This is a genomic window from Acinetobacter sp. ABJ_C4_1 (assembly GCF_044538495.1).
GTDB lineage: Bacteria > Pseudomonadota > Gammaproteobacteria > Pseudomonadales > Moraxellaceae > Acinetobacter > Acinetobacter nosocomialis_A.
In genome coordinates, this window is sequence record NZ_JBIUCQ010000002.1 from 490,714 (window position 1) to 512,140 (window position 21,427).

Below are 21,427 nucleotides of genomic sequence, written 5' to 3' on the forward strand. Positions count from 1 at the left end.
TCTAACAAATAAAATGAATTGTAAATCATTTTATGAATCTGTATTCACTTTTTCAAAAAATCATTGTATGGTAATTATCAAATACCCACAAAATATTTTATGGACAACAAATATAACCAATAGGATGAAAATATCATGAACCTACGCAGCTTGAATTTCGGTATAGATGAAACTTTAATTGCGCTTCAAGATTCGGTAGCCGCATTTTGTGCAAAGGAAATTGCACCAATTGCCCAACAAGTTGATCAAGACAACAAATTCCCTGCACATCTCTGGAAAAAATTCGGAGATATGGGCCTTTTAGGCATGACGGTTTCTGAAGAATATGGCGGTGCCAATATGGGGTATTTAGCTCATATTATTGCCATGCAAGAAATTTCCCGTGCTTCGGCAGCCATTGGTCTTTCTTATGGTGCTCATTCTAATTTATGTGTAAACCAAATTAACCGTAACGGTAACGAGCAGCAGAAACAAAAGTATTTACCAAAATTAATTTCCGGTGAATATGTGGGTGCACTTGCCATGTCTGAGCCAAATGCAGGTTCCGATGTTGTCAGTATGAAATTACGCGCCGAGCAAAAAGGTGATCACTTTGTTTTAAACGGTTCAAAAATGTGGATTACCAACGGTGGCGATGCAGATGTACTGGTCGTTTACGCTAAAACTGATCCACAAGCTGGTCCGAAAGGCATGACCGCATTCTTGATTGAAAAAGGCATGAAAGGCTTTAGTCACGGCAACCACTTAGACAAACTCGGTATGCGCGGCTCTAACACTTACCCCCTATTCTTTGACAATGTAGAAGTCCCTGCTGAAAACGTACTTGGTGGTGTGGGTAACGGGGTTAAAGTACTCATGAGTGGTTTGGACTATGAGCGAGCAGTTTTAAGTGCAGGACCTTTAGGCATTATGGATGCTTGCTTAGATGTGGTGATTCCTTACTTACATCAACGTGAACAGTTTGGTCAGGCTTTAGGTGAATTCCAGCTTATGCAAGGTAAACTTGCCGATATGTATTCAACATGGTTGGCATGTAAAGCTCTCGTTTATGCGGTTGGTGCTGCCTGCGACAAAGCGGATCATGACCGCAGCCTACGTAAAGATGCCGCAAGTGCCATTTTATATGCTGCCGAAAAAGCAACATGGATGGCGGGTGAAGCAATTCAAACTTTAGGTGGTAACGGTTATATCAATGAATTCCCTGCTGGCCGTTTATGGCGCGATGCAAAACTTTATGAAATTGGCGCGGGAACTTCTGAAATTCGCCGCATGTTGATTGGCCGCGAACTCTTTAATGAAACCAAATAATAATTATAAATAAGGACGCATCTTATGAACCAATTACAAAGCAAGATTAATGTTCGAAGCGAAGACTTCAAAACAAACCAGCAAGCCATGCAAACATTGGTCACAGATCTCAAACAAGTTGCCCAGCGTATTGCTTTAGGTGGTGGCGAAAATGCCCGTCAAAAACATCTGGCTCGAGGTAAACTTTTACCCCGTGAACGTATTGATCAACTCATTGACGTCGGCACAGCATTTTTAGAAATTGGTCAATTGGCAGCGTACAACGTTTATGAAGATGATGTTCCTGCTGCGGGTGTGATTGCTGGTATTGGTCAGGTCAACGGCGTAACTTGCATGATTGTTGCCAACGATGCAACGGTTAAAGGTGGAACGTATTACCCACTTACGGTTAAAAAGCATTTACGCGCACAAGAAATTGCCGAACAAAATCACTTGCCTTGTATTTATTTAGTAGATTCAGGCGGTGCTTATTTACCAATGCAAGATGAGGTTTTCCCAGACCGCGATCACTTCGGGCGTATTTTCTATAATCAGGCACGCATGTCGAGCCTAGGTATTGCCCAAATTGCTGTGGTGATGGGGAGCTGTACCGCAGGTGGTGCATATGTGCCTGCCATGTCTGATGAAACCATTATTGTCCGCAACCAAGGTACGATTTTCTTAGGTGGCCCTCCTCTGGTGAAAGCTGCGACTGGCGAAGTGGTTAGCAGTGAAGATTTAGGTGGTGGTGATGTTCACACACGTCTTTCAGGAGTGGCTGATCATTTAGCTGAAAATGATGAACATGCAATTGCGATTGCACGAAACATTGTTGCGAATTTAAATAAAAAGCCAAATGACTTAAATAAACAAGTTGATGAACCATTGTTTGATGCGTCGGAACTCTATGGTGTGGTGCCAAGTGATGCGCGTAAACCTTTCGATGTGCGTGAAGTCATTGCCCGTATTGTAGACGGCTCACGTTTTGATGAGTTCAAAGCACGCTTTGGTTCGACATTGATTACCGGTTTTGCTTCACTCTATGGTATGCCTGTCGGCATTATTGCCAATAATGGGATTTTATTTTCTGAGTCTGCACAAAAAGGTGCGCACTTTATTGAGCTATGCACACAGCGCAATATTCCATTGTTATTCCTACAAAACATTACTGGCTTTATGGTCGGTCGCCAGTATGAAAATGAAGGGATTGCAAAAAACGGCGCTAAATTGGTTATGGCAGTTGCAACCGCAAATGTACCAAAACTCACCCTAATTATTGGCGGTTCATTTGGTGCGGGTAACTACGGCATGTGTGGCCGTGCTTATTCACCACGCTTTTTATGGACTTGGCCAAACTCTCGTATTTCAGTGATGGGCGGCGAGCAAGCAGCAAGCGTACTCTCGACTTTAAAACGAGATCAAATTGAGCAAAAAGGTGCCGAGTGGTCAGCACAAGAAGAAGACGAGTTTAAACAACCCATTCGTGAACAATACGAGCGTCAAGGCCATCCATACTATGCTTCTGCCCGACTTTGGGATGACGGTGTAATCGACCCAGCGCAAACTCGTCAGGTACTTGGTTTAAGTTTAGCTGCTGCCATGAACGCTCCAATCCAGCCAACCAAATTTGGCGTGTTCCGTATGTAAGAGGTGTATATGAGCTATCAATTTTTACAACTTGAACAACAAGGTCAGGTTGCCTATGTTTGGCTGAATCGCCCTGAATTGCACAATGCATTTAATACAACAGTCATTGAAGAACTACATGCCTGCTTTAAACAAATTAATACGCGTGATGATGTTCGTGTAGTGGTTCTAGCCGGTCGCGGCAAAAGCTTTTCGGCAGGTGCCGACCTCAACTGGATGAAACAGGCAGGTCAGGCATCTTCAGCAGAAAATGAAGCAGATGCATTAAAACTTGCACAAATGCTTGATGCACTCGCAACGCTTAAACAACCGACTATTGCTCGTGTGCATGGCATTGCTTTTGGTGGCGGCATGGGTTTAGCGTCAGCATGTGATATTTGCATTGCCAGCACTGATGCCAAGTTTGCAACTTCTGAGGTTCGTTTAGGGCTTGCTCCATCTACCATTAGTCCCTATGTGATTCGTGCAATTGGCGCAAGACAAGCCTCTCGTTATTTCTTAACTGCCGAGCGAATTTCAGCACGTGATGCTAAACACATTGGCTTGGCACATGAAGTGGCAGATGCAGAAGACTTAGATAAAAAAGTTCAAGAAATTGTTGATGCTCTATTACTCGGCGGCCCGCATGCTCAAGCGGCATCAAAACAACTCATTCAAATGGTGAGCAACCAGACCATGAGCAATGACTTGCTGCAACAGACAGCACATCATATTGCTCAAGTTCGTCAAGGCAGCGAGGCAAAAGAAGGTCTGAGTGCCTTTTTAAATAAACAACAGCCTGCTTGGGTTTCTAACTCGAATAACAACAATTAAGGACGATCATCATGTTTGAAAAGATTTTAATTGCGAACCGTGGCGAGATTGCCTGCCGTGTGATTCGTACAGCTAAAAAATTAGGGATTGCAACGGTTGCCGTTTACTCAGATGCAGACGCAAATGCACAACACGTCAAACTTGCAGATGAAGCGGTTTATATTGGTCAGTCCCCTGCAACTCAAAGTTATTTACAGGTTGATCGTATTATTCAAGCAGCGATTGATACAGGCAGCCAAGCGGTTCATCCGGGCTACGGCTTCCTTTCTGAAAATGATCAATTTGCACTCGCTTGCCAACAACACAACATTTGCTTTATTGGCCCACCAGTGGATGCCATTTTAGCAATGGGTTTAAAAGCGACCTCTAAGGCTTTAATGGAAAAAGCAGGTGTTCCTTTAACACCGGGTTATCACGGAACCAACCAAGATGCCGACTTTTTAAAACAACAGGCAGACCGAATTGGCTATCCAGTTTTAATTAAAGCCAGTGCTGGTGGCGGCGGTAAAGGCATGAGTCTGGTTGAACGCAGTGAAGACTTTCTGCATGCCTTAGCTTCTTGTAAACGTGAAGCTAAATCGAGCTTTGGTAATGATGATGTCTTGATTGAGCGTTATGTGATTCAACCACGCCATATTGAAGTTCAAGTGTTTGGCGATACACATGGCAACTACGTGCATTTGTTTGAACGTGATTGTTCCGTACAACGCCGTCACCAAAAAGTGCTAGAAGAAGCCCCTGCTCCACAAATGCCAAGCGAAAAGCTCAATGCAATGCGCCAAGCGGCAATTGATGCTGCACGTGCGGTAAATTATGTTGGCGCAGGTACGGTTGAGTTTATTGTGGAACAAGATGGTACGGCGTATTTCATGGAAATGAATACACGTTTACAAGTCGAACACCCTGTCACCGAAATGATTACAGGTGAAGACTTGGTTGAGTGGCAACTCCGTGTGGCTTATGGTGAACCTTTACCTAAACTACAAAACGAATTGCAAATTCACGGTCATGCGCTTGAAGCACGGATCTACGCCGAAGAACCTGAAAAAGGTTTTTTACCTGCCATTGGTAAAATTGACTATTTGCACTATCCAACTCAAAACCAATATGTACGTGTGGACAGCGGTATTGTTGAAGGCGATGAAATCACGACCTATTACGACCCAATGATTGCCAAACTCATTGTATGGGGTAAAAACCGTGAAGCTGCGCTCATTCAAATGCAGCACGCTTTAAGCCAATTCCATGTCGATGGTTTAGGTAACAACATTGCTTTTCTTGAAAAAATTGTTCGTAGCGAATCGTTTAAACAAGCCAAGCTTGATACTAACCTGATTCAACGTGAACAAAACTTCTTGTTTAGCCCTGAAGATATCAAACCTGAACTTGTAGTTGCAGCAGCATTTATTGAATTTCTAAGTAAACTTAATAACAACAGCTCAAGCCAAAAACAGCTTTGGCAGGCTCAACCACTTTGGCGTTTAAATATTGCCTATCAGCACAGTATTAAACTGAATTATTTAAATCAAAATATCCAAATTAAATTTGCCTCAAATGAAGGTGGCTTCACCGCAGAATATAACGGTCAAAGCTACCCGATTTCTGGCCAATTGATTGATGCGCATACGGTGTCTGTTCAAATTGGTGGATCTAAGCAAAAGCTGTCTTTTAACCAAAGTCAGCAAGACATTACCTTGTTCCAAAATGGACAGAGCTATAAGTTTGCTTATATTCGCCAAGACTTTAATCAAGCAGATAGCCAAGCCGATGAAGGCCACCTAAAAGCACCAATGCCGGGTGTGGTTACGCAAGTGCTAGTAAGTGCAAATCATAGCGTGAAGAAAGACGATATTTTAATGACGCTTGAAGCCATGAAAATGGAATATACCATTCGTGCGCCTAAAGATGGCGTGATTGTAGATTCTTACTTCCAAGTCGGTGATCAGGTCAAAGCTGGCGACGAGCTTGTGGAATTTCAGCCTGCACAGGAGGAAGTTGCATGAGTGAGTTTGTCAAAATCGTGGAGGTCGGTCCCAGAGATGGCCTCCAAAATGAAAAGCAGGCTTTAACCGTCGAACAACGCTTAAACTTTATTAATGACCTAATTAATGCAGGCCTAAAATCAATTGAAGTGGGTTCATGCGTTTCGGCAAAATGGGTGCCGCAAATGGCTCAAAGTGACGAGCTATTTAAGTTATTACCCCAAACAACCGATGTGCAATTTAGCTTGCTTACCCCCAATATCAAAGGTTTTGAAACTGCTCAAGCGGTAGGATGCAAAGAAGTTGCGGTATTTACCGCAGCTTCTGAAAGCTTTACACGTAAAAATATTAACTGCTCAATCGAAGAAAGCTTTGAGAAGTTTAGCGATGTCATGGCCGCAGCCAAAGCACATAACATCCGTGTACGCGGTTATGTCTCTTGTGTTGTCGACTGTCCTTATGAAGGTGCAATTGCTCCTGAACAAGTCGTAAAAGTTGTGAAACGGCTCTATGACATGGGCTGCTATGAGGTGTCTTTAGGTGAAACTATTGGCACAGCAACACCAGATCGCGTTCAAAAGGTTTGGCAAGCATGCCTCGCTGAACTCGACAGCAAGGTTTTGGCTGGGCATTTCCACAATACCTATGGCATGGCGATTGCCAATATTTATCAGTCTTTACAACAAGGCATTCGTGTTTTTGATTCATCTCTTGCAGGACTTGGCGGTTGCCCTTATGCCAAAGGTGCTTCTGGTAATATATCGACCGAAGATCTGTTTTATTTGCTGTCACACATGGGCTTTGAAACTGGCATTGACTTAGAAAAACTGATGCAAGCCAGCCAAAATATTAGCAATGTATTAAACCGAAAAAGCTTGTCTAATTATGCAAATGCGTATTGGCAAACCAAGTATATCTAGTCAATAAATTAAAATAGCTCAACATCTGGTATAAAGCTTAATATTAGGCGAAGTACCAGATCATCCTATCTCATTTTTATCTCATTCTGTTCAGGAATTCGGACTAAGTTCCTCATGCAATTTTTTTAAAATCTATTATTTATCTCTGTATTAAATGCCTCTTTCAAAAGAAGCATTCTCTACCCTATTTTTATTCTAAACCGTATTATTCTTCATCCTTTTCTATTTTAGTCCTTAAAAAATTTATCTCATTATTTATAAAAATAAGATGCATCCATTTCAATTCTGGGAGAAATATATTCTTCTACCCAATCCAGCCATGCGCGTGTTTTAGCATCAATAAAATGGCGTGAAGGCAATAAGGTATAAACTCCGATATCGGGCGAACGCCACTCTGGCAAGATATGACATAATCTTCCATTTTGAACTGCATCTAAAGCCGAAAACATCGGCAATAATGCAATCCCCATATCCTGTTGCACCACATCTAACAATAACTCAGGATTATCTGCAATAAGTTGCCCGCCAATGTCGATTTGGTAAGACTCACCACTTGTATTTAACAAGTGCCAATCTGGTGTAATAGACGGGTTTACCAAACGTAAACAGGTATGATTTTTTAAGTCTTCTGGGGACTTCGGTACACCGTGTTTCTCGAGGTAAGCAGGTGATGCACATAAAACAGAAAAAATGGTCCCAATTCTGCGTGCAACAAACCGAGAATCTGTTAATGATTCAGTTAGATACAGACTGACATCCACTCCTTTTGCCAACAAGTCTGGAACGTACTGTGAGGTCGTATATTCCACAGTTAATTCGGGATAATGCTTACAAAACTCGGCCATTACTGGAAAAACATAATGATGTCCAAAGCTTCCCATGCTTAATACGCGTAAACGCCCTTTGGGTTTAGATGCTGTTCCTGTTACTTCTGATTCTGCTTCATCCACCATTGAAATGACTTGTCGACACCGCTCAGCGTAAGTCGCACCAATATCGGTCAGTGCCTGCTGGCGCGTTGAGCGTTGTATGAGTTTTGTACCTAAGCGTGTTTCTAGCTCGCTGATAAGACGTGAAACCTGTGCTGTGGTCAGATCCATCTGCTCAGCTGCTGCTGTGAAACTCCCGCTATCAATCACTTTCAGGAATGCATGCATTGCATGCAATAGTCCACCATCGAGATTTTTGCGCATAACGTAAATATGTTTTCCTAAATTACGGATTGTTGCACCAGTTTAGTTCAACCACAATGACTAAATGTACATACATTGGCACTAATTCTTTTTAAGAAAAGGAACCGATCTTTTTTTATTTCGTATGTCACTTGCTCCAAATATTCAACTGGATGTTGAAAAAAGAAAGTAGTCCGAGCTACTAAAAATTCTAAGGAGATATAAATGAATATAGCTACAAAAGTCACTCCAAATATTATTGCAACAAAGGATGTGTCACTTGAAGATAAATATGTAAGTGATAACGGTACAGCATATATGACCGGCATTCAGGCACTTGTTCGGTTGCCTCTTGCCCAAACTCGCCGTGACGCGATGAATGGTTATCATACTGCTGGTTTTATTTCTGGTTATCGCGGTTCTCCTGTTGGTAACTATGATAGTTTCCTTTGGCAAGTTCAAGGATTACTTAAATCCCATAATGTTGTATTTCAACCTGGTGTAAATGAAGACTTGGCTGCTACCGCAATTTGGGGTACTCAACAAGTTAATCTTTCAGGCCAAGGCAAATATGATGGAGTGTCTTCATGGTGGTATGGTAAAGGCCCGGGTGTTGACCGTTCAGGCGATGTACTCCGCCATGCTAACTTAGCTGGTACCTCTGAACGTGGTGGTGTCGTTGCTTTATTTGGTGATGACCACTCATGTAAATCTTCTACAATCCCTCACCAGTCTGAACATGTCATGATTGGTTGCGGTATTCCAATTTTCTACCCAACATCCGTTCAACAAATTTTAGACTTTGGTGTTCACGCCATTGCTGTTTCACGTTTTTCTGGCCTTTGGTCTTCAATGAAGCTAGTCAGTGAAATCGTAGAAACTTCCGCTTCTGTTCATGTCGACCTAGACCGTGTTACTCCGGTTATACCAGAAGATGTCAATTTCCCAGAAGGTGGCGTCAATATTCGCTGGCCAGATCATGGTATTCAGCAAGAAGAACGTCTTTATAAATACCGTTTACCTGCTGTTTTGGCCTATGCCCGCGCGAATAAAATCAACACTGTTACATGGCCTTGTGAAAATGCCCGTGTCGGTATTGCCGCAAGTGGTAAAGGTTATTTAGATACGATTGAAGCTTTACGTATTTTAGGTATTGAAGATGAAACTGCCCAACAGCTTGGGCTACGTGTTTATCAGGTCGGACTGATTTGGCCGTTAGAACCTCAAGGCGTTCGTGAGTTTGCTGAAGGCTTGCAAGAACTGATCGTTATTGAAGAAAAACGTCCAATTATTGAAACACAAATTAAAGATGAGCTTTATTCACTTCCTGATGACAAACGTCCTCGTGTTATTGGTAAAGCGATTGACGGCAAAGGTGAATGGAGTACCTCTATTGAAGAAGCACCGCTCATTGGTCACTATGAGTATCAGCCTGAACCTATTGCAAAAATGCTGGCAGCTCGCTTCTTAAAACTCGATATTCCAGAAAGCTTAAAAACACAAATCCAAAGCAGAATCGACTTACTATTAAAAGCAGAGCAAGAATCAAAACGTGTTATTGATCTTGCTGAACGTAAACCGTATTTCTGTAGTGGTTGCCCACATAACTCTTCAACAGTAGTTCCTGAAGGTAGCCGTGCATTAGGCGGTATCGGTTGTCACTATATTGCAGTTTCACTTGACCGTGGTACCGAAACATTCTCGCAAATGGGCGGTGAAGGTGTAAGTTGGGTGGGTGCATCACCATTTACCAATGAAAAACATATTTTTGCGAACCTTGGTGACGGAACTTACTTCCACTCTGGTTACTTAGCAATCCGTCAGTCCATCGCTGCAAAAACTAATATTACCTATAAAATCCTCTACAACGATGCAGTCGCTATGACAGGTGGTCAGCATGTAGATGGTCATTTGAGCGTTGCACAGTTAACTCGTCAGCTCGCTGCTGAAGGTATTAAAAAACAAGTCATCGTGACGGATGAAGTTAAACTATTAAATGAAGAAGATGGTATTGCACCGGGTGTCGAAATTCGCCACCGTAATGAACTCGATACTGTTCAACGCGAGCTTCGCGAGGTTTCTGGCGTAACCGCTTTAATTTATGTACAAACCTGTGCCAGTGAAAAACGCCGTCGCCGTAAACGTGATGCCTACCCTGACCCTGCTGAGCGTTTATACATTAACAGTGATATTTGTGAAGGCTGTGGCGACTGTTCGAAAAAATCAAACTGTTTATCTATTGAACCTGTAGAAACAGCATTAGGTACTAAACGTCAAATTAACCAAAGTAGCTGTAATAAAGACTTCACTTGTGCCGAAGGGTTCTGCCCTAGTTTTGTGACTGTTCATACACGTGATATGAAACGTCCTGCTAAATTTGAAGGTATTGGTGCAGGCTGGCCAACATCACCTGTTATTCCTCAGTTATATGACGTTCCAAGTCGTATTATGGTCGGTGGTATTGGTGGTACGGGTGTTGTGACTATTGGTGCACTGCTTGGTATGGCGGCTCACCTCGAAGGTAAAGCAACACGTGTTATGGACATGGCTGGCCTTGCCCAAAAAGGTGGTACGGTTTATTCATACGTTCAACTTGCAGCAAGTGATGAGCAAATTTCTTCTACCAAAATTCCAGCAGGTCAATGTGAATTACTCATCGGTGCAGATGCGGTAGTTGCTGGTGGTAGTGCTGCTCTCTCTCGCTTAAAAGATGATGCTTTAGTTATTGTGAATGAAGACAGTACTCCTACTTCTGAGTTTATTAAATCTCGTGACTGGTATGCGCCTATTAGCGATTTAATTGATCGTCTTCGTGGTCGTGTTCGTCAAGGTCAACTGGTTTCTCTGCCAGCAGCTCGCATTGCAACACAACTGTTAGGTGATTCAATTTATACCAACCAGTTATTACTCGGTATGGCATGGCAGTCTGGTCGCATTCCGCTATTACGTGAAAGTATTGAAAAAGCAATTCGCTTAAATGGTACTGCTGTTGAAAAGAACCTCGAAGCTTTCCGCGTGGGTTGTCATCTTGCAAGTGACCCAACTTTAGCTGCACGCTTAGTTGCGGCAATGCCAAAAACCAAAACTCCGCAAACTTTAGCTGAACTTGTTGAAGACCGTTCTGCTCGTCTAACAGACTATTGGAATGAAGCTTACGCAAGTAAATACCGTACGCTTGTAGAGCTGGCTGCTAAAAAACTACCTGAGGAATTAACAGGTACGATTGCAACTCAGCTTTATAGAGTCATGGCGTATAAAGATGAATATGAAGTTGCACGTCTTTTAACAGGTAAAAGCTTCAAAGAATCGATCGAAACCCAATTCGGTAAAGGCTTACGTTTAACGTATCACCTTGCTCCACCAGCGTTACTTGGTGGTCTGAAAAATGTCCGTAAACGTGCGTTTGGTTACTGGATGCGCTTCCCAATGATGATGCTTGCGCGCTTACAATGGCTTCGTGAAACTTTCCTTGACCCATTTGCACGTCAAGAAGAGCGTCAACACGAACAAGCATGGCGTGATCGTTACATCGCATTTGTTGAAGCACTTGTTGAAGCACCAGACAATCATAACTTGGCAGTTGCTGAACAAATTGCAAAATTACCGGCAGAAGTCCGCGGTTATGGGCATATCAAAATGAAAGCAATGGACGCTGCAAAACAACGTTGGGATGAGCTTACGCCAACATTGCTAAAAGTCCGTAACTAACAATTAAATCTCAATAAAAAAGTCATCCTTGGGGATGACTTTTTTATTGGCTCAAAAATTTATTTAGTCATTTTACGTAAAGTCAAAATCTGCTCGCTTCGTCCAAATGGACCATACACATCATGTAAAACTGCACTGGTTAAACCAACGCCATCCGAACCATATTGCTGAACGGTTTCCAGCCCCAACCATTTACCTTGCGGATAACGGTGCATGTGAACTTGCAAATCAAGATTTGGGAAGCCCCACGTAAATTCGCCTTCTTGTCTAGGCACAATTCCGTTTGCGGTATCTATCATGCCGATCAAATGCGCAAAATCTGTGGTCGGCTGCCCTTCAACCATTTCTTTATCATTATTGAGCCAAACAATGCCTTTACCCGCACGATGCTGATCATCAGTTTTAGTGACGAGTGTCTGGATAAAACCACCCGGCCATCTTTTCATGCCCGTCCATTCTATAAAGGTATCTGGATGATGAATTGGTTGATCTTCAAGTCCCGCAATCTCGGAACTGTCTTGAGTACACATGCGCCATGCTCTAGCCACAATACAAGTTTTACCTTGTGCTTGTAGTTCTGCTTCAATCAATTCAATGGTTTTACCGGCACGAATCACATGTGTCTTAATCGTAAATTCACCAAATGCAATCAATCCAAAAATATCAAAACTAATTCGACCAATTCGCATATCTTGTCGCGGTGAAAACTGTTCTAGCTCTACTGCGATCACGCCACTTGCAGGTGCCATATGCTGTTCATGAGGGTTCCAAGCCCCTTGTGCATGAACAGTTGAGCAATAATGAGCAATCACTTCACCTTGAGGACCAATTGTTCTATTCAGTAATTGATAATAAGCATTCATGATTTTCTTTCCTTAGTCCTTATACAACTTCAATATTTGATGAAAATTCACGTTTTAATGCTTATGTTAACCCTCTATTTCATTGGCTCAACTGGTTTTTCCTACCAAAAACTGATGAGTCTAAAATTACAAATTCACTGAACAAAAATTTGTTTATTGTTAAATAGCAATAAAAGATTAGAACCAAAAGTTATTTTAACTTATAAAAAAACCTGCTTTATAGCAGGTTCTTTTTACTCAAGCATTTGATTAAGGTCGTTCACCTTGTCCCAAACGGCGTTCAATATCATCTAGTACATTTGGCAAATCAGCGACACTATCAATCACATAGTGAGCGCCCGACACATTCATTTTTTGGTATGCCTTATCTTTTAGAATGATCTGCTCATCCGCCGATAATGCGCTCCACTCCTCAAAGCTTAAACCGACTTCGTTACCACTAATCGCAAGACCCACTGTCCAACATCCTGCATTTAAACCCTCATCAATACCAACCACGGTATCATCCACTTTTACAACAGTTTTGATATCTGACACATCGAGTTGAATTAAGTTTTTCCATAGCATTTCAGGATATGGACGACCAAATTTCACGTCACTTGCCGTAACGATACAGTCCGGTCGATAGCCCTGATCGGCAGCATCTTTGATCAAACGACCAATCATCATTGAGGCATAACCCGTGTTACTGCCAATTTTTGCACCGCGTTTTTTAATATTTTCAAAAGTCGCCAATGCACCCGGAATTAAAGCCGAGCATGTTGGAATCGAATCTAATTGATAAGGAATAAAGTCCTTATATAAACGGTCAATATCTGCTTCTGTTGCAGGCTTCCCATAAACTTCCTGCCATGCAGCTGCCACACGTGGCATTTTTAAAACAGCCGCAATATGGTCACGTTTTTCCAACCCCATTGGAGCACGCGCTTCTTCAACCGTAATTTCAACTTTGTTGTCTTTAAATAACGCCATAAAAGCTAAAATTGGTGCACGTGAGCCAAAATCTACAGTTGTACCAGCCCAGTCAAAAACAACAGCTTGAATTTGTGTATTGTTGGTCGTCATGGTGTATTTCCTTTAATTCAAATGTTTTAATAAAAACTATGCTGTTACAGCTTGATTTAGATGGCTTTTGCAGTAACTCGCAATTGCAGCAAGAAGCCCTTCAATGTCTTGAATATAAACTTCGCCAATATTGCCAATACGGAAACAGTTAAGGTCAGTGACTTTGCCCGGATAAATCACATAGCCTGATTTTTTTAGCGTTTCATAAAATGACTGGAAGCTAAATGTTTCAACTGTCGGGTAAAGGAATGTGGTGATAATTGGTGATTGTGGACACTCTTTACCGAGTACCAACTCAAAACCAAGCTGCTGCATACCTTTCGATAAGGTTTGCTGGTTTTGTAAATAACGTTGATAACGTGCAGCAACACCACCTTCGGCTTCAAGTTCAAGTAAGGCTTGATAAAAGGCACGTACCACATGGGTTGGCGAGGTAAAACGCCATTTGCCGTTATGCTGCTCCATCGTATGCCACTGGTCGTATAAGTCGAGGCTGACTGAACGAGCTAAACCTTTACATGCTGCTAGGCAATCACGCTTCGCCAAAATAAAACCAAAGCCCGGAACACCTTGAATACATTTATTTGCACTTGAAATTAGAAAATCAATTTCAAGCTCAGCAATATCCATAGGCACACCACCAAATGAACTCATGGCATCCACAATCCAGATTTTTCCTGCTGCTTTAACTAAACGGCCTATCTCTTGAATCGGATTTAAAATACCTGTGGTGGTTTCACAGTGCACACAAGCAACATGGCTAATGGTTTTATCTTGTAAAACGCGCTCAATCTCCTGTAAATCAGGTGTTTGAGTTTCTAAATAGTTCAACTCGATCACTTCAATATTTAGGCAACGTGCCATTTGCACCATACGTGCACCATATGCGCCATTATTAATGATCAAGATTTTGCCATCACGCGGAATAGCTGAACCAAGTACAGACTCCACAGCAAAACTTCCACTGCCTTGCATTAACACAGCCGTATATTTTTCAGGTTGACTGGTCGCCAAGTTGACTAGACGAGAGCGGATATCTTGTACCAGTGAGTTGTATTCTTGGTCCCAAGTACACCAGTCTTTTTGCATGGCACGGCGTACTGTTGCCGATGTTGATAATGGTCCTGGAGTAAGAAGCAAATATTTGTTCTCTAAATCCATATCGAGTTGGGGTTGCATGTTCATAATGTTACTCATTTCTTTCGCGTTCATTTCAATATACATCAATCTGGTTTAAACCAGATGACAAACTAATAAATATTTTGTTCTAATATTTCTTTCATAAAGCCAGCCCCTGTAGTCATGCCTTTGCCAGCAATCACACTCACCAGAAAGATATTTTGTTCAGCTTCAGTGACGCAGGCCAACTCATGTTCATGGGTCAGGTAATAACCATTCCAACGTTTTTGAATTGGAGGTAAATTCAGCCCTAGTTTTTCATGACAATAAGCTTGGATAAATTCATTAATCTCTTCACGCTGCTCGAACTGAGGCGCTTCATTAATAGAATGATATTCGTGACTATCGCCTACGATCAGTTCACCAAATTCATTTTGTTTAATCAGAATATGAATACCGAATTCTTTAATGAAACCCTGCTGTGATGCTTTAACTAGCTCATCATGACTTGGGCAAATTTCAAAAGCCGGATAACGTGAAATAGATAAGCCTGAATAAAGAGAAGCATTTAAATTTTGGTGAAACGGTTGAGTCAGAGCCATTTGTAGGCCACAACGTTTCAGATTCAAACTTTGTAAAAGATCTGGATATAAAACATCGATGACTTCACCGTGGCAGATCAAAACTTTATTTGCCCGATAAGTCTCACTACTTGCCAAACGAACCTGACAACTTTCCTGCTGATATTGGGTTTGAACGACACAAGCATTGGTATAAATCTTTACACCTTTTCTTTCGGCATATGCCAATAGTCGCTGCCCAATCACATGCGGTTCGACCGAATAGTCTTCTTCAAAAACTAAACCGCCTTGAAACTGCTGCGAAGGATTTAAATAAGAAAATTGGGTGACCAATTCCTCATGCTTTAGCAAATGAACTGGAATTTGGTAATTATTTGCACGCTCGGCAAACTCATTTAAAACCTGCCATTCAAGTGCCGTATTTGCGAGATAAACACCTTGGCGTTGAGCAAACGAAATATCGGTTTCAGCTTGAATACGCTGATAAAAAGAACGCGTTTCAAGAGCGTACTTTCGCCACTGTTGCTCTGGATGGGTTAATGTCGAAGTTCCAACCATGCCGAAATTACGGCGAGTTGCCCCCACAGGCTTGGCATTTTTCTCGAAGATGCAAACTTTCAAGCCTTGTTCTTGTGCCTGTATTGCAGCGGACAAACCTAAAATACCGGCTCCGACAACAATTAAATCAAACTGTGCATTATTCATAAGACTTCCAATTTGCGAAATTTAGGATGAATAAACCCTTGCCTTGTTGAACAAAGCATTTCGTTTCAGTCGGTTAAATAAAAATTGTGTTTAGCTAAAACTTAGTGAGAACTTTCACGCCATTGCTGACTTCTTGCCATAATTTTTCGGGTAAATAACCAGTGAATGAGTTTTACAACACATGAGGTGGTTAAAATGAGAATGCTCATCGCAACAGCAGCAACCGTGTCTCCCGCATCATCCATATTTAAAACCGCCACCGCCGCTAAACTGGTGTCTGGTGAATAAAGGAAAATCGCAGCCGACACAGTGGTCATGGCATTCACAAAAATATAGACCGATACATCGCATAGCGCTGGAAAACACATAGGCAAATAGACTTTCCAAAAGGTTTTCCACTTCGATGTTCCTAGAGTTTCCGCCGCCTGATCGAGCTGTAGCGGAATCTGTTTAATGGCATTGGTTAAAGTGAGGTGTGGCACGGTGTAATAATGCACAATGGTTGAAATCACCAAAATGGTCATGGTTCCATACAGCACATTTAACGGGTTGCTTTGCTGGTTAAAAAACAAAATATAGGCAATACCTAAGACCAGCCCCGGCACAGCAAGAGGTAATAAAACCAAAGCTTGCACATAGTTTTTAATGAGTGGATGTGCCTTAAAACGTTCGGTTAATAGCGCCACCATAAAAATGAGTGCTGTTCCAAAAAACGTACTAAAGAGTGCCATGCAAACCGAGTTAAAATACGCCGCCCAACCGCCACCATCGACATATTCAAAACTGTAATGTGCCAAGGTCAAAGACAAATCATAAGGCCAAGACTGAATGAATGAAGCCAGCACAGCCGTAAAGATAATCAGTAAAATTGCACCTGAAACCAAACAACAAAATAGGCTCAGAACGACTTCAAGTTTTTTATTCGGTGCTGAAACATAAGGTTTAGCCTGAAAGGCTTGAAACCGTGCATGACGTTTGCTTTGAATACGATCGAAAATAAAGACGAACACTGCTGGTAGCAATAACAAGATGGAAATCACCGCACCCATGCTCATATTTTGCTGACCAATAATCTGTTTATAGACATCAAGCGCCATCATGTTAAATGAACCGCCAATGACTTTCGGAATTCCGAAATCGGTCAACACATAAATAAAAGCCACTAAACTTGCGCTGATGAGTCCATAACGAATTGCTGGTAGTGTGACGTGATAATGCGTCTTCCAGATATTTTTACCCAGTGACAAAGATGCCTCAATTAAACGCTGATCGACACTGCGAAAAGACACCATCATCAATATCAAAATTGCTGGAAATAGCCAAAAGCAGTAACTGATTAAAATGCCGATTGGACCATAAATTTGTATATCGCCCAGCAAAGGTTTAAACACACCTTGCTTACCAAACAAATAAACCAATGCCAAAGAAGGCAAAAGTGATGGCGCTAAAATCGGTAAAAAAGCCACTAATTTAAAGAAGCCTTTGCCTTTTATATTTACATTGGTGAGTGCAAAAGCATAAATACTGGCAAGAAATATTGTAATGACAGTAGCAGCACAGGCAACCCACACCGAGTTAAATACGGAACTGAGTAAAGCTGGACTATCAAAATAATTATAAAAATTTTCAAGACCAACAAAATTTTGATTTTCATCAAAAAATGCAGTTTCAAACAGTATGATTAATGGAGCAATAATCGCTAAAGTTAAAGCGATCGCAACGGTTGCTAAAGCAACATTTGATCTTAACGAATATTCAATTTTTCGACGCGGCTGTGTTTTTAAAACCGCTGAAGCAGCTTCATTTAACATAGTGCGTACCCTTGTTCGTCAAAGACATGGATGAGCTGATTAGGCACTTTTATAAACATGAGTTCTTGTAAAGATTTGAACTTGGTATTTTCAATTTCAATTTGCAAAAGGTGTTTTGCCTGCTCAATTCCATCGATATGAATAGCGCAAAATAAACGACGCTTGGCACCTAAAAATTCAGTACTTAATACTTTAACCGGCAAATACAACGACTCTTTATCACTACCGAAATCATCAACCAACTCGACAGCTTCGGGTCTAAAACCAATACTGTAATTTTCCCCTGCTTTAAGTTTTTGTTGCTCCAAATTTAGAGGAATAAAACCTAAAACCTCGAGCTGATTCGGTACAGCGCAAGTGGCTTTTAAAAAATTCATGGTGCCAATAAACTTGGCAACGAATTGGGTTTGTGGCTTGTAGTAAATATTGTGCGGCGTATCAATTTGCTCAATGACGCCATGATTCATGACTACAACACGGTCAGAAATGCTTAATGCTTCTTCTTGGTCATGTGTGACCATAATCGTTGGCAAATTAAGCTGCGTTTGAATCGAACGGATCTTTTGTCTTAGCTTTAGACGTACCTGAGCATCGAGTGCAGATAACGGTTCATCCAACAGTAAAATATCAGGCTTCGGCGCAATTGCCCGAGCAAGCGCAACACGTTGTTGCTGACCACCCGACAATTGGTTTGGATATTTTTTAGCAATATCAGGTAACTCAATCAGTTCTAATAATTGCTGAACTCGTTGGCTACGCTGTGCCTTATCCCATTTCTTTTTATCTAAGCCAAAAGCAATATTTTCTTCTACATTTAAGTTTGGAAATAACGCATAGTTCTGAAACACAATGCCACAGTGACGCTTTTCAGCACTCAACAACGTAATGTCTGTGCCTTTTTTTATGACTTTTCCATAATCAGGTTTTTCCAGACCCGCAATTATGCGTAGTAATGTGGTTTTACCGCATCCAGAAGGTCCTAAAAAGCTCACGAACTCGCCTGCTTTAAGGTCTAAATTAATATGCGTTAGAGCCTGAAAGTGTTGGAATTTTTTTTGGATATCCACCACTTCTAAAACTGAGGAGCCATGTTCAGGATATTTATAGGTCGTTAAGGTCGACAATAAATGCCCTGCTAACTCGCCTTTTGGGTTTTGACCTAGCAGAGATGATTGCAATGACGAAGGTATTTGCATAATGAGGCCCTTATCCAAAAGATCACTTTTCAAAACGCTTTGACCATTCAGCCAAAATACGTTCACGCTGCTCGGCTGCCCAATAAAAATCATTTTTTACCAGCATTTGAGGAAGATTTTTCGGGAAGTCCATAGTGGTATTTTCAATGCCTTTATAAGCTACCATTGAAAAGTTATGGGCATAGGCTTCATTTGCCGCTTTGCTTACCGACCAGTTTATAAATTTCTGTGCACTACCTAGCTTCTTCGTTCCTTTCACAATCGCTGAGGCTTCCATTTCCCAGCCTAAACCTTCAGTTGGATAAACCACTTCTAAAGGTGCACCCTCTGCTTTTAATTTAAATGCCGGATAACCAAAAGAAACACCAATTGGAATTTCACCTTGTGCTGCCATCTTGCAAGGTTTTGAACCCGAGTGAGGATATTGTGAAATATTTTTATCCAAAGCCTGCATATAGTCCCATGCCTGCTTTTCACCCCAAATTTGCATCCAAGCCGTGACATCTAAATAGCCTGTGCCACTCGAAGCTGGATTTGGCATCACAATTAAGTTTTTATAAATGGGGTTGGTTAAATCTTTCCAAGTTTTTGGAATTGGTAACTTACGCTTTTCTAGTTCAACTTTATTGACACAAATTGCAGATTCCCATGCATCCATACCCGTCCAAGTTGGTACAGATTTTTGACTTACAAATTCTGGTTTTAAATTTTGCACACCTTCAGGTTTGAAAGGCTCAAGCATGTCTTTTTTTTCCATGACCAGCAAACTGGTTAAAGCCACACCAAAAACCACATCCGCTTGAGGATTCTTCTGCTCTGCCAAAAGTTTAGCAGTGATTACACCAGTTGAATCACGTACCCATTTTACTTTGAGTTCAGGATAGGCTTTATGCAATTCTTCTTGGTATTGCTTAAGCTGGTCGGCTTCCACTGCCGTATAGACTGTAATTTCTTCTGATTGTTTTGATGTTGCTGATGAACATCCCATTTGAATAGCGACCACTACACCTAAAACTGATGCAGTGCCAAGTTTAATTGTCTGTTGAACGTACTGTTTCATCTGCAAACCATCGAATGCAATTATTTGATGATCGTATTTCAACAGCTTTATATGACAGTTTAATTAATCTGGTTTAAACCAGATTGTATTTTATGCTCGCGCTTCGAAATGTAAATCTAAAACATCATGTAGCCAATATTCTTGGTCAACATCGGTAATCACACCTTCTTCATTTCTGTTGCTACGGCAAATATATAAACCAAGCGCGCCAACATTCACATGTAGTGCTTTGGCCTGCTGTTCCGATAAAGCTGTTGGATACAGATTAATATCGGCTCTGGTGATATGGCAGTTATATTGATTTGCCATCAGCAAAGTAATCGATTGCTTAAGATCATGAGTTAAAAACTCAGGGAAAAGCTCGGCGTTCACCCTTAAATGTTCAACCAAAACAGGTCGACCATTAATACAACGACGTCGCCAAACTGAATAAATCGGATGGCCTTTTTCAACTTTTAAATGCTTGGCATCCCAAGAAGTGGCCTGAGTCAGTTCACTCGAAATCACTTCTGTCGAAGGTTCATAGCCTTGTTCAATCACAAACTGATTAAAGTTTTTTGTCGATTGCGGGTGATAAATAATACGAGGAGAACGAACATACCAACCACGACGGTCTAATCGATAAATCAGGCCATCAGTTTCCAAAGCCAGTAAAGCTTCACGTGCAGCCACGCGAGTGGTTTGAAATTGTTCAGAAAGCACTCTTTCCGAAGGGAGTTTTGCGTGGGCTTCTAATACGCCAGATTCAATATCATGGGCAATTGCATCGCGAATAGGAATATATTTAGGTATGCGTGCTTGGTCCTGTTCCATACAAACTTAGAATTTATAAAAAAGAAATTAATAGCAATATACTGAAAAAATGTGACAAAAGCTTTTATTAATGCTGATCTTTTAAGCAAAACGCGTCCTATTCCCCCCTTTCTTCAATTCAGCTTTTCCATAAAAAATCGTGTGTGCACGCGTACTCTGACTTCGGAAAACTTTCCTTGGCTCATTTGTTTATCAAGGAAAACGGCATGTCGTAGCCATTACATCATATTTATTGAGACACTTATTTAAGATAAAAATTCATATCTTGTACTGGCTCTTACACAGGAATTGAGGATTTGTACTAACACTCAATATCCGCCCTCCTATATTACTGCCTTGTAGAATTAGAATAGTATGGTCAATAAAAACCCAAAACTTCTTGAGTAATTTAAAAAATAACCTACCATCTTATATTTAAAAACTCTCAATATAAAATCACCAATTTAATAAAAACTAAAATATTAAGAAAATTTCCTGATTTAAAAATAAACATAAAATTTTAATTTAATCATAATTTCAAACAACAAATTTAATTAAAAAAACAAGATAAGGTCAATTCGTCGATTTATCAAACAAAACCATAGCCACACCTTCAAGGTTAAATACTACTCAACTATTTATTCAATCTAATTAATATTTCATTTATAAAATTTAAATTAATTAATTAAAAACTATTAAATATGAC

At 41.1% G+C, this 21,427-nt stretch carries 15 protein-coding genes; 6 read left to right on the forward strand and 9 right to left on the reverse strand.

From position 1 onward, the window contains the following. Positions 1-135 precede the first annotated feature (135 nt). Genes ACIF8R_RS05275 through ACIF8R_RS05295 form a run of 5 tightly spaced genes read left to right on the forward strand, consistent with a single transcriptional unit; the run spans position 136 to position 6,649 of the window. Entirely contained in the window at positions 136-1,308 is a 1,173-nt protein-coding gene (locus tag ACIF8R_RS05275) for an isovaleryl-CoA dehydrogenase (protein WP_396479491.1), read from the forward strand. 24 nt (positions 1,309-1,332) lie between these two features. Further along, the gene (locus ACIF8R_RS05280) at positions 1,333-2,934 is read left to right on the forward strand and encodes a carboxyl transferase domain-containing protein (protein ID WP_016141378.1); all 1,602 of its coding nucleotides are present in this window, start codon (positions 1,333-1,335) and stop codon (positions 2,932-2,934) included. Positions 2,935-2,943: 9 nt separating this feature from the next. Further along, positions 2,944-3,747: an enoyl-CoA hydratase/isomerase family protein gene (locus ACIF8R_RS05285; protein WP_396479493.1), complete on the forward strand. Its 804-nt coding sequence runs from the start codon at positions 2,944-2,946 to the stop codon at positions 3,745-3,747. Positions 3,748-3,758: 11 nt separating this feature from the next. Beyond that, complete coding sequence (locus ACIF8R_RS05290; RefSeq protein ID WP_396479495.1) at positions 3,759-5,750, forward strand: acetyl/propionyl/methylcrotonyl-CoA carboxylase subunit alpha; 1,992 nt, start codon at positions 3,759-3,761, stop codon at positions 5,748-5,750. Continuing rightward, a complete protein-coding gene (locus tag ACIF8R_RS05295; RefSeq protein WP_396479497.1) occupies positions 5,747-6,649 on the forward strand; it encodes a hydroxymethylglutaryl-CoA lyase in 903 nt (300 codons plus the stop codon). The genes ACIF8R_RS05290 and ACIF8R_RS05295 overlap by 4 nt, the downstream gene beginning before the upstream one ends. Before the next feature lie 251 nt (positions 6,650-6,900). Here ACIF8R_RS05295 and ACIF8R_RS05300 read toward each other — a convergent pair whose 3' ends face one another. After that, complete coding sequence (locus ACIF8R_RS05300) at positions 6,901-7,842, reverse strand: LysR family transcriptional regulator (protein ID WP_396479499.1); 942 nt, start codon at positions 7,840-7,842, stop codon at positions 6,901-6,903. A 204-nt stretch (positions 7,843-8,046) separates the two neighbouring features. Between ACIF8R_RS05300 and ACIF8R_RS05305 the strand changes: the two genes are divergently transcribed. Beyond that, positions 8,047-11,529 (forward strand): indolepyruvate ferredoxin oxidoreductase family protein, encoded by a 3,483-nt coding sequence (locus ACIF8R_RS05305; RefSeq protein WP_396479501.1) that lies wholly within the window; start codon positions 8,047-8,049, stop codon positions 11,527-11,529. 59 nt (positions 11,530-11,588) lie between these two features. On the opposite strand, the gene ACIF8R_RS05310 is transcribed toward ACIF8R_RS05305, so the two are convergent. From ACIF8R_RS05310 to ACIF8R_RS05345, 8 genes are all read right to left on the reverse strand, one after another. Beyond that, positions 11,589-12,392: a thioesterase family protein gene (locus tag ACIF8R_RS05310; protein WP_396479503.1), complete on the reverse strand. Its 804-nt coding sequence runs from the start codon at positions 12,390-12,392 to the stop codon at positions 11,589-11,591. 249 nt (positions 12,393-12,641) lie between these two features. Further along, on the reverse strand, positions 12,642-13,457 hold the full coding sequence (gene phnX, locus ACIF8R_RS05315; RefSeq protein ID WP_396479505.1) for a phosphonoacetaldehyde hydrolase: 816 nt from the start codon (positions 13,455-13,457) through the stop codon (positions 12,642-12,644). Positions 13,458-13,493: 36 nt separating this feature from the next. After that, on the reverse strand, positions 13,494-14,681 hold the full coding sequence (phnW, locus tag ACIF8R_RS05320; RefSeq protein WP_396479539.1) for a 2-aminoethylphosphonate--pyruvate transaminase: 1,188 nt from the start codon (positions 14,679-14,681) through the stop codon (positions 13,494-13,496). 26 nt (positions 14,682-14,707) lie between these two features. After that, on the reverse strand, positions 14,708-15,862 hold the full coding sequence (locus ACIF8R_RS05325; protein ID WP_396479507.1) for a TIGR03364 family FAD-dependent oxidoreductase: 1,155 nt from the start codon (positions 15,860-15,862) through the stop codon (positions 14,708-14,710). A 101-nt stretch (positions 15,863-15,963) separates the two neighbouring features. After that, complete coding sequence (locus ACIF8R_RS05330) at positions 15,964-17,673, reverse strand: putative 2-aminoethylphosphonate ABC transporter permease subunit (protein WP_396479509.1); 1,710 nt, start codon at positions 17,671-17,673, stop codon at positions 15,964-15,966. After that, on the reverse strand, positions 17,667-18,869 hold the full coding sequence (locus ACIF8R_RS05335; RefSeq protein ID WP_279978647.1) for an ABC transporter ATP-binding protein: 1,203 nt from the start codon (positions 18,867-18,869) through the stop codon (positions 17,667-17,669). The genes ACIF8R_RS05330 and ACIF8R_RS05335 overlap by 7 nt, the downstream gene beginning before the upstream one ends. A gap of 22 nt (positions 18,870-18,891) precedes the next feature. Beyond that, positions 18,892-19,929, reverse strand: coding sequence for a putative 2-aminoethylphosphonate ABC transporter substrate-binding protein (locus ACIF8R_RS05340; RefSeq protein ID WP_396479511.1), 1,038 nt, complete (start codon positions 19,927-19,929; stop codon positions 18,892-18,894). 90 nt (positions 19,930-20,019) lie between these two features. After that, positions 20,020-20,742, reverse strand: a complete 723-nt coding sequence (locus ACIF8R_RS05345) for a UTRA domain-containing protein (protein WP_000434318.1) — start codon at positions 20,740-20,742, stop codon at positions 20,020-20,022. Positions 20,743-21,427: the final 685 nt, after the last annotated feature.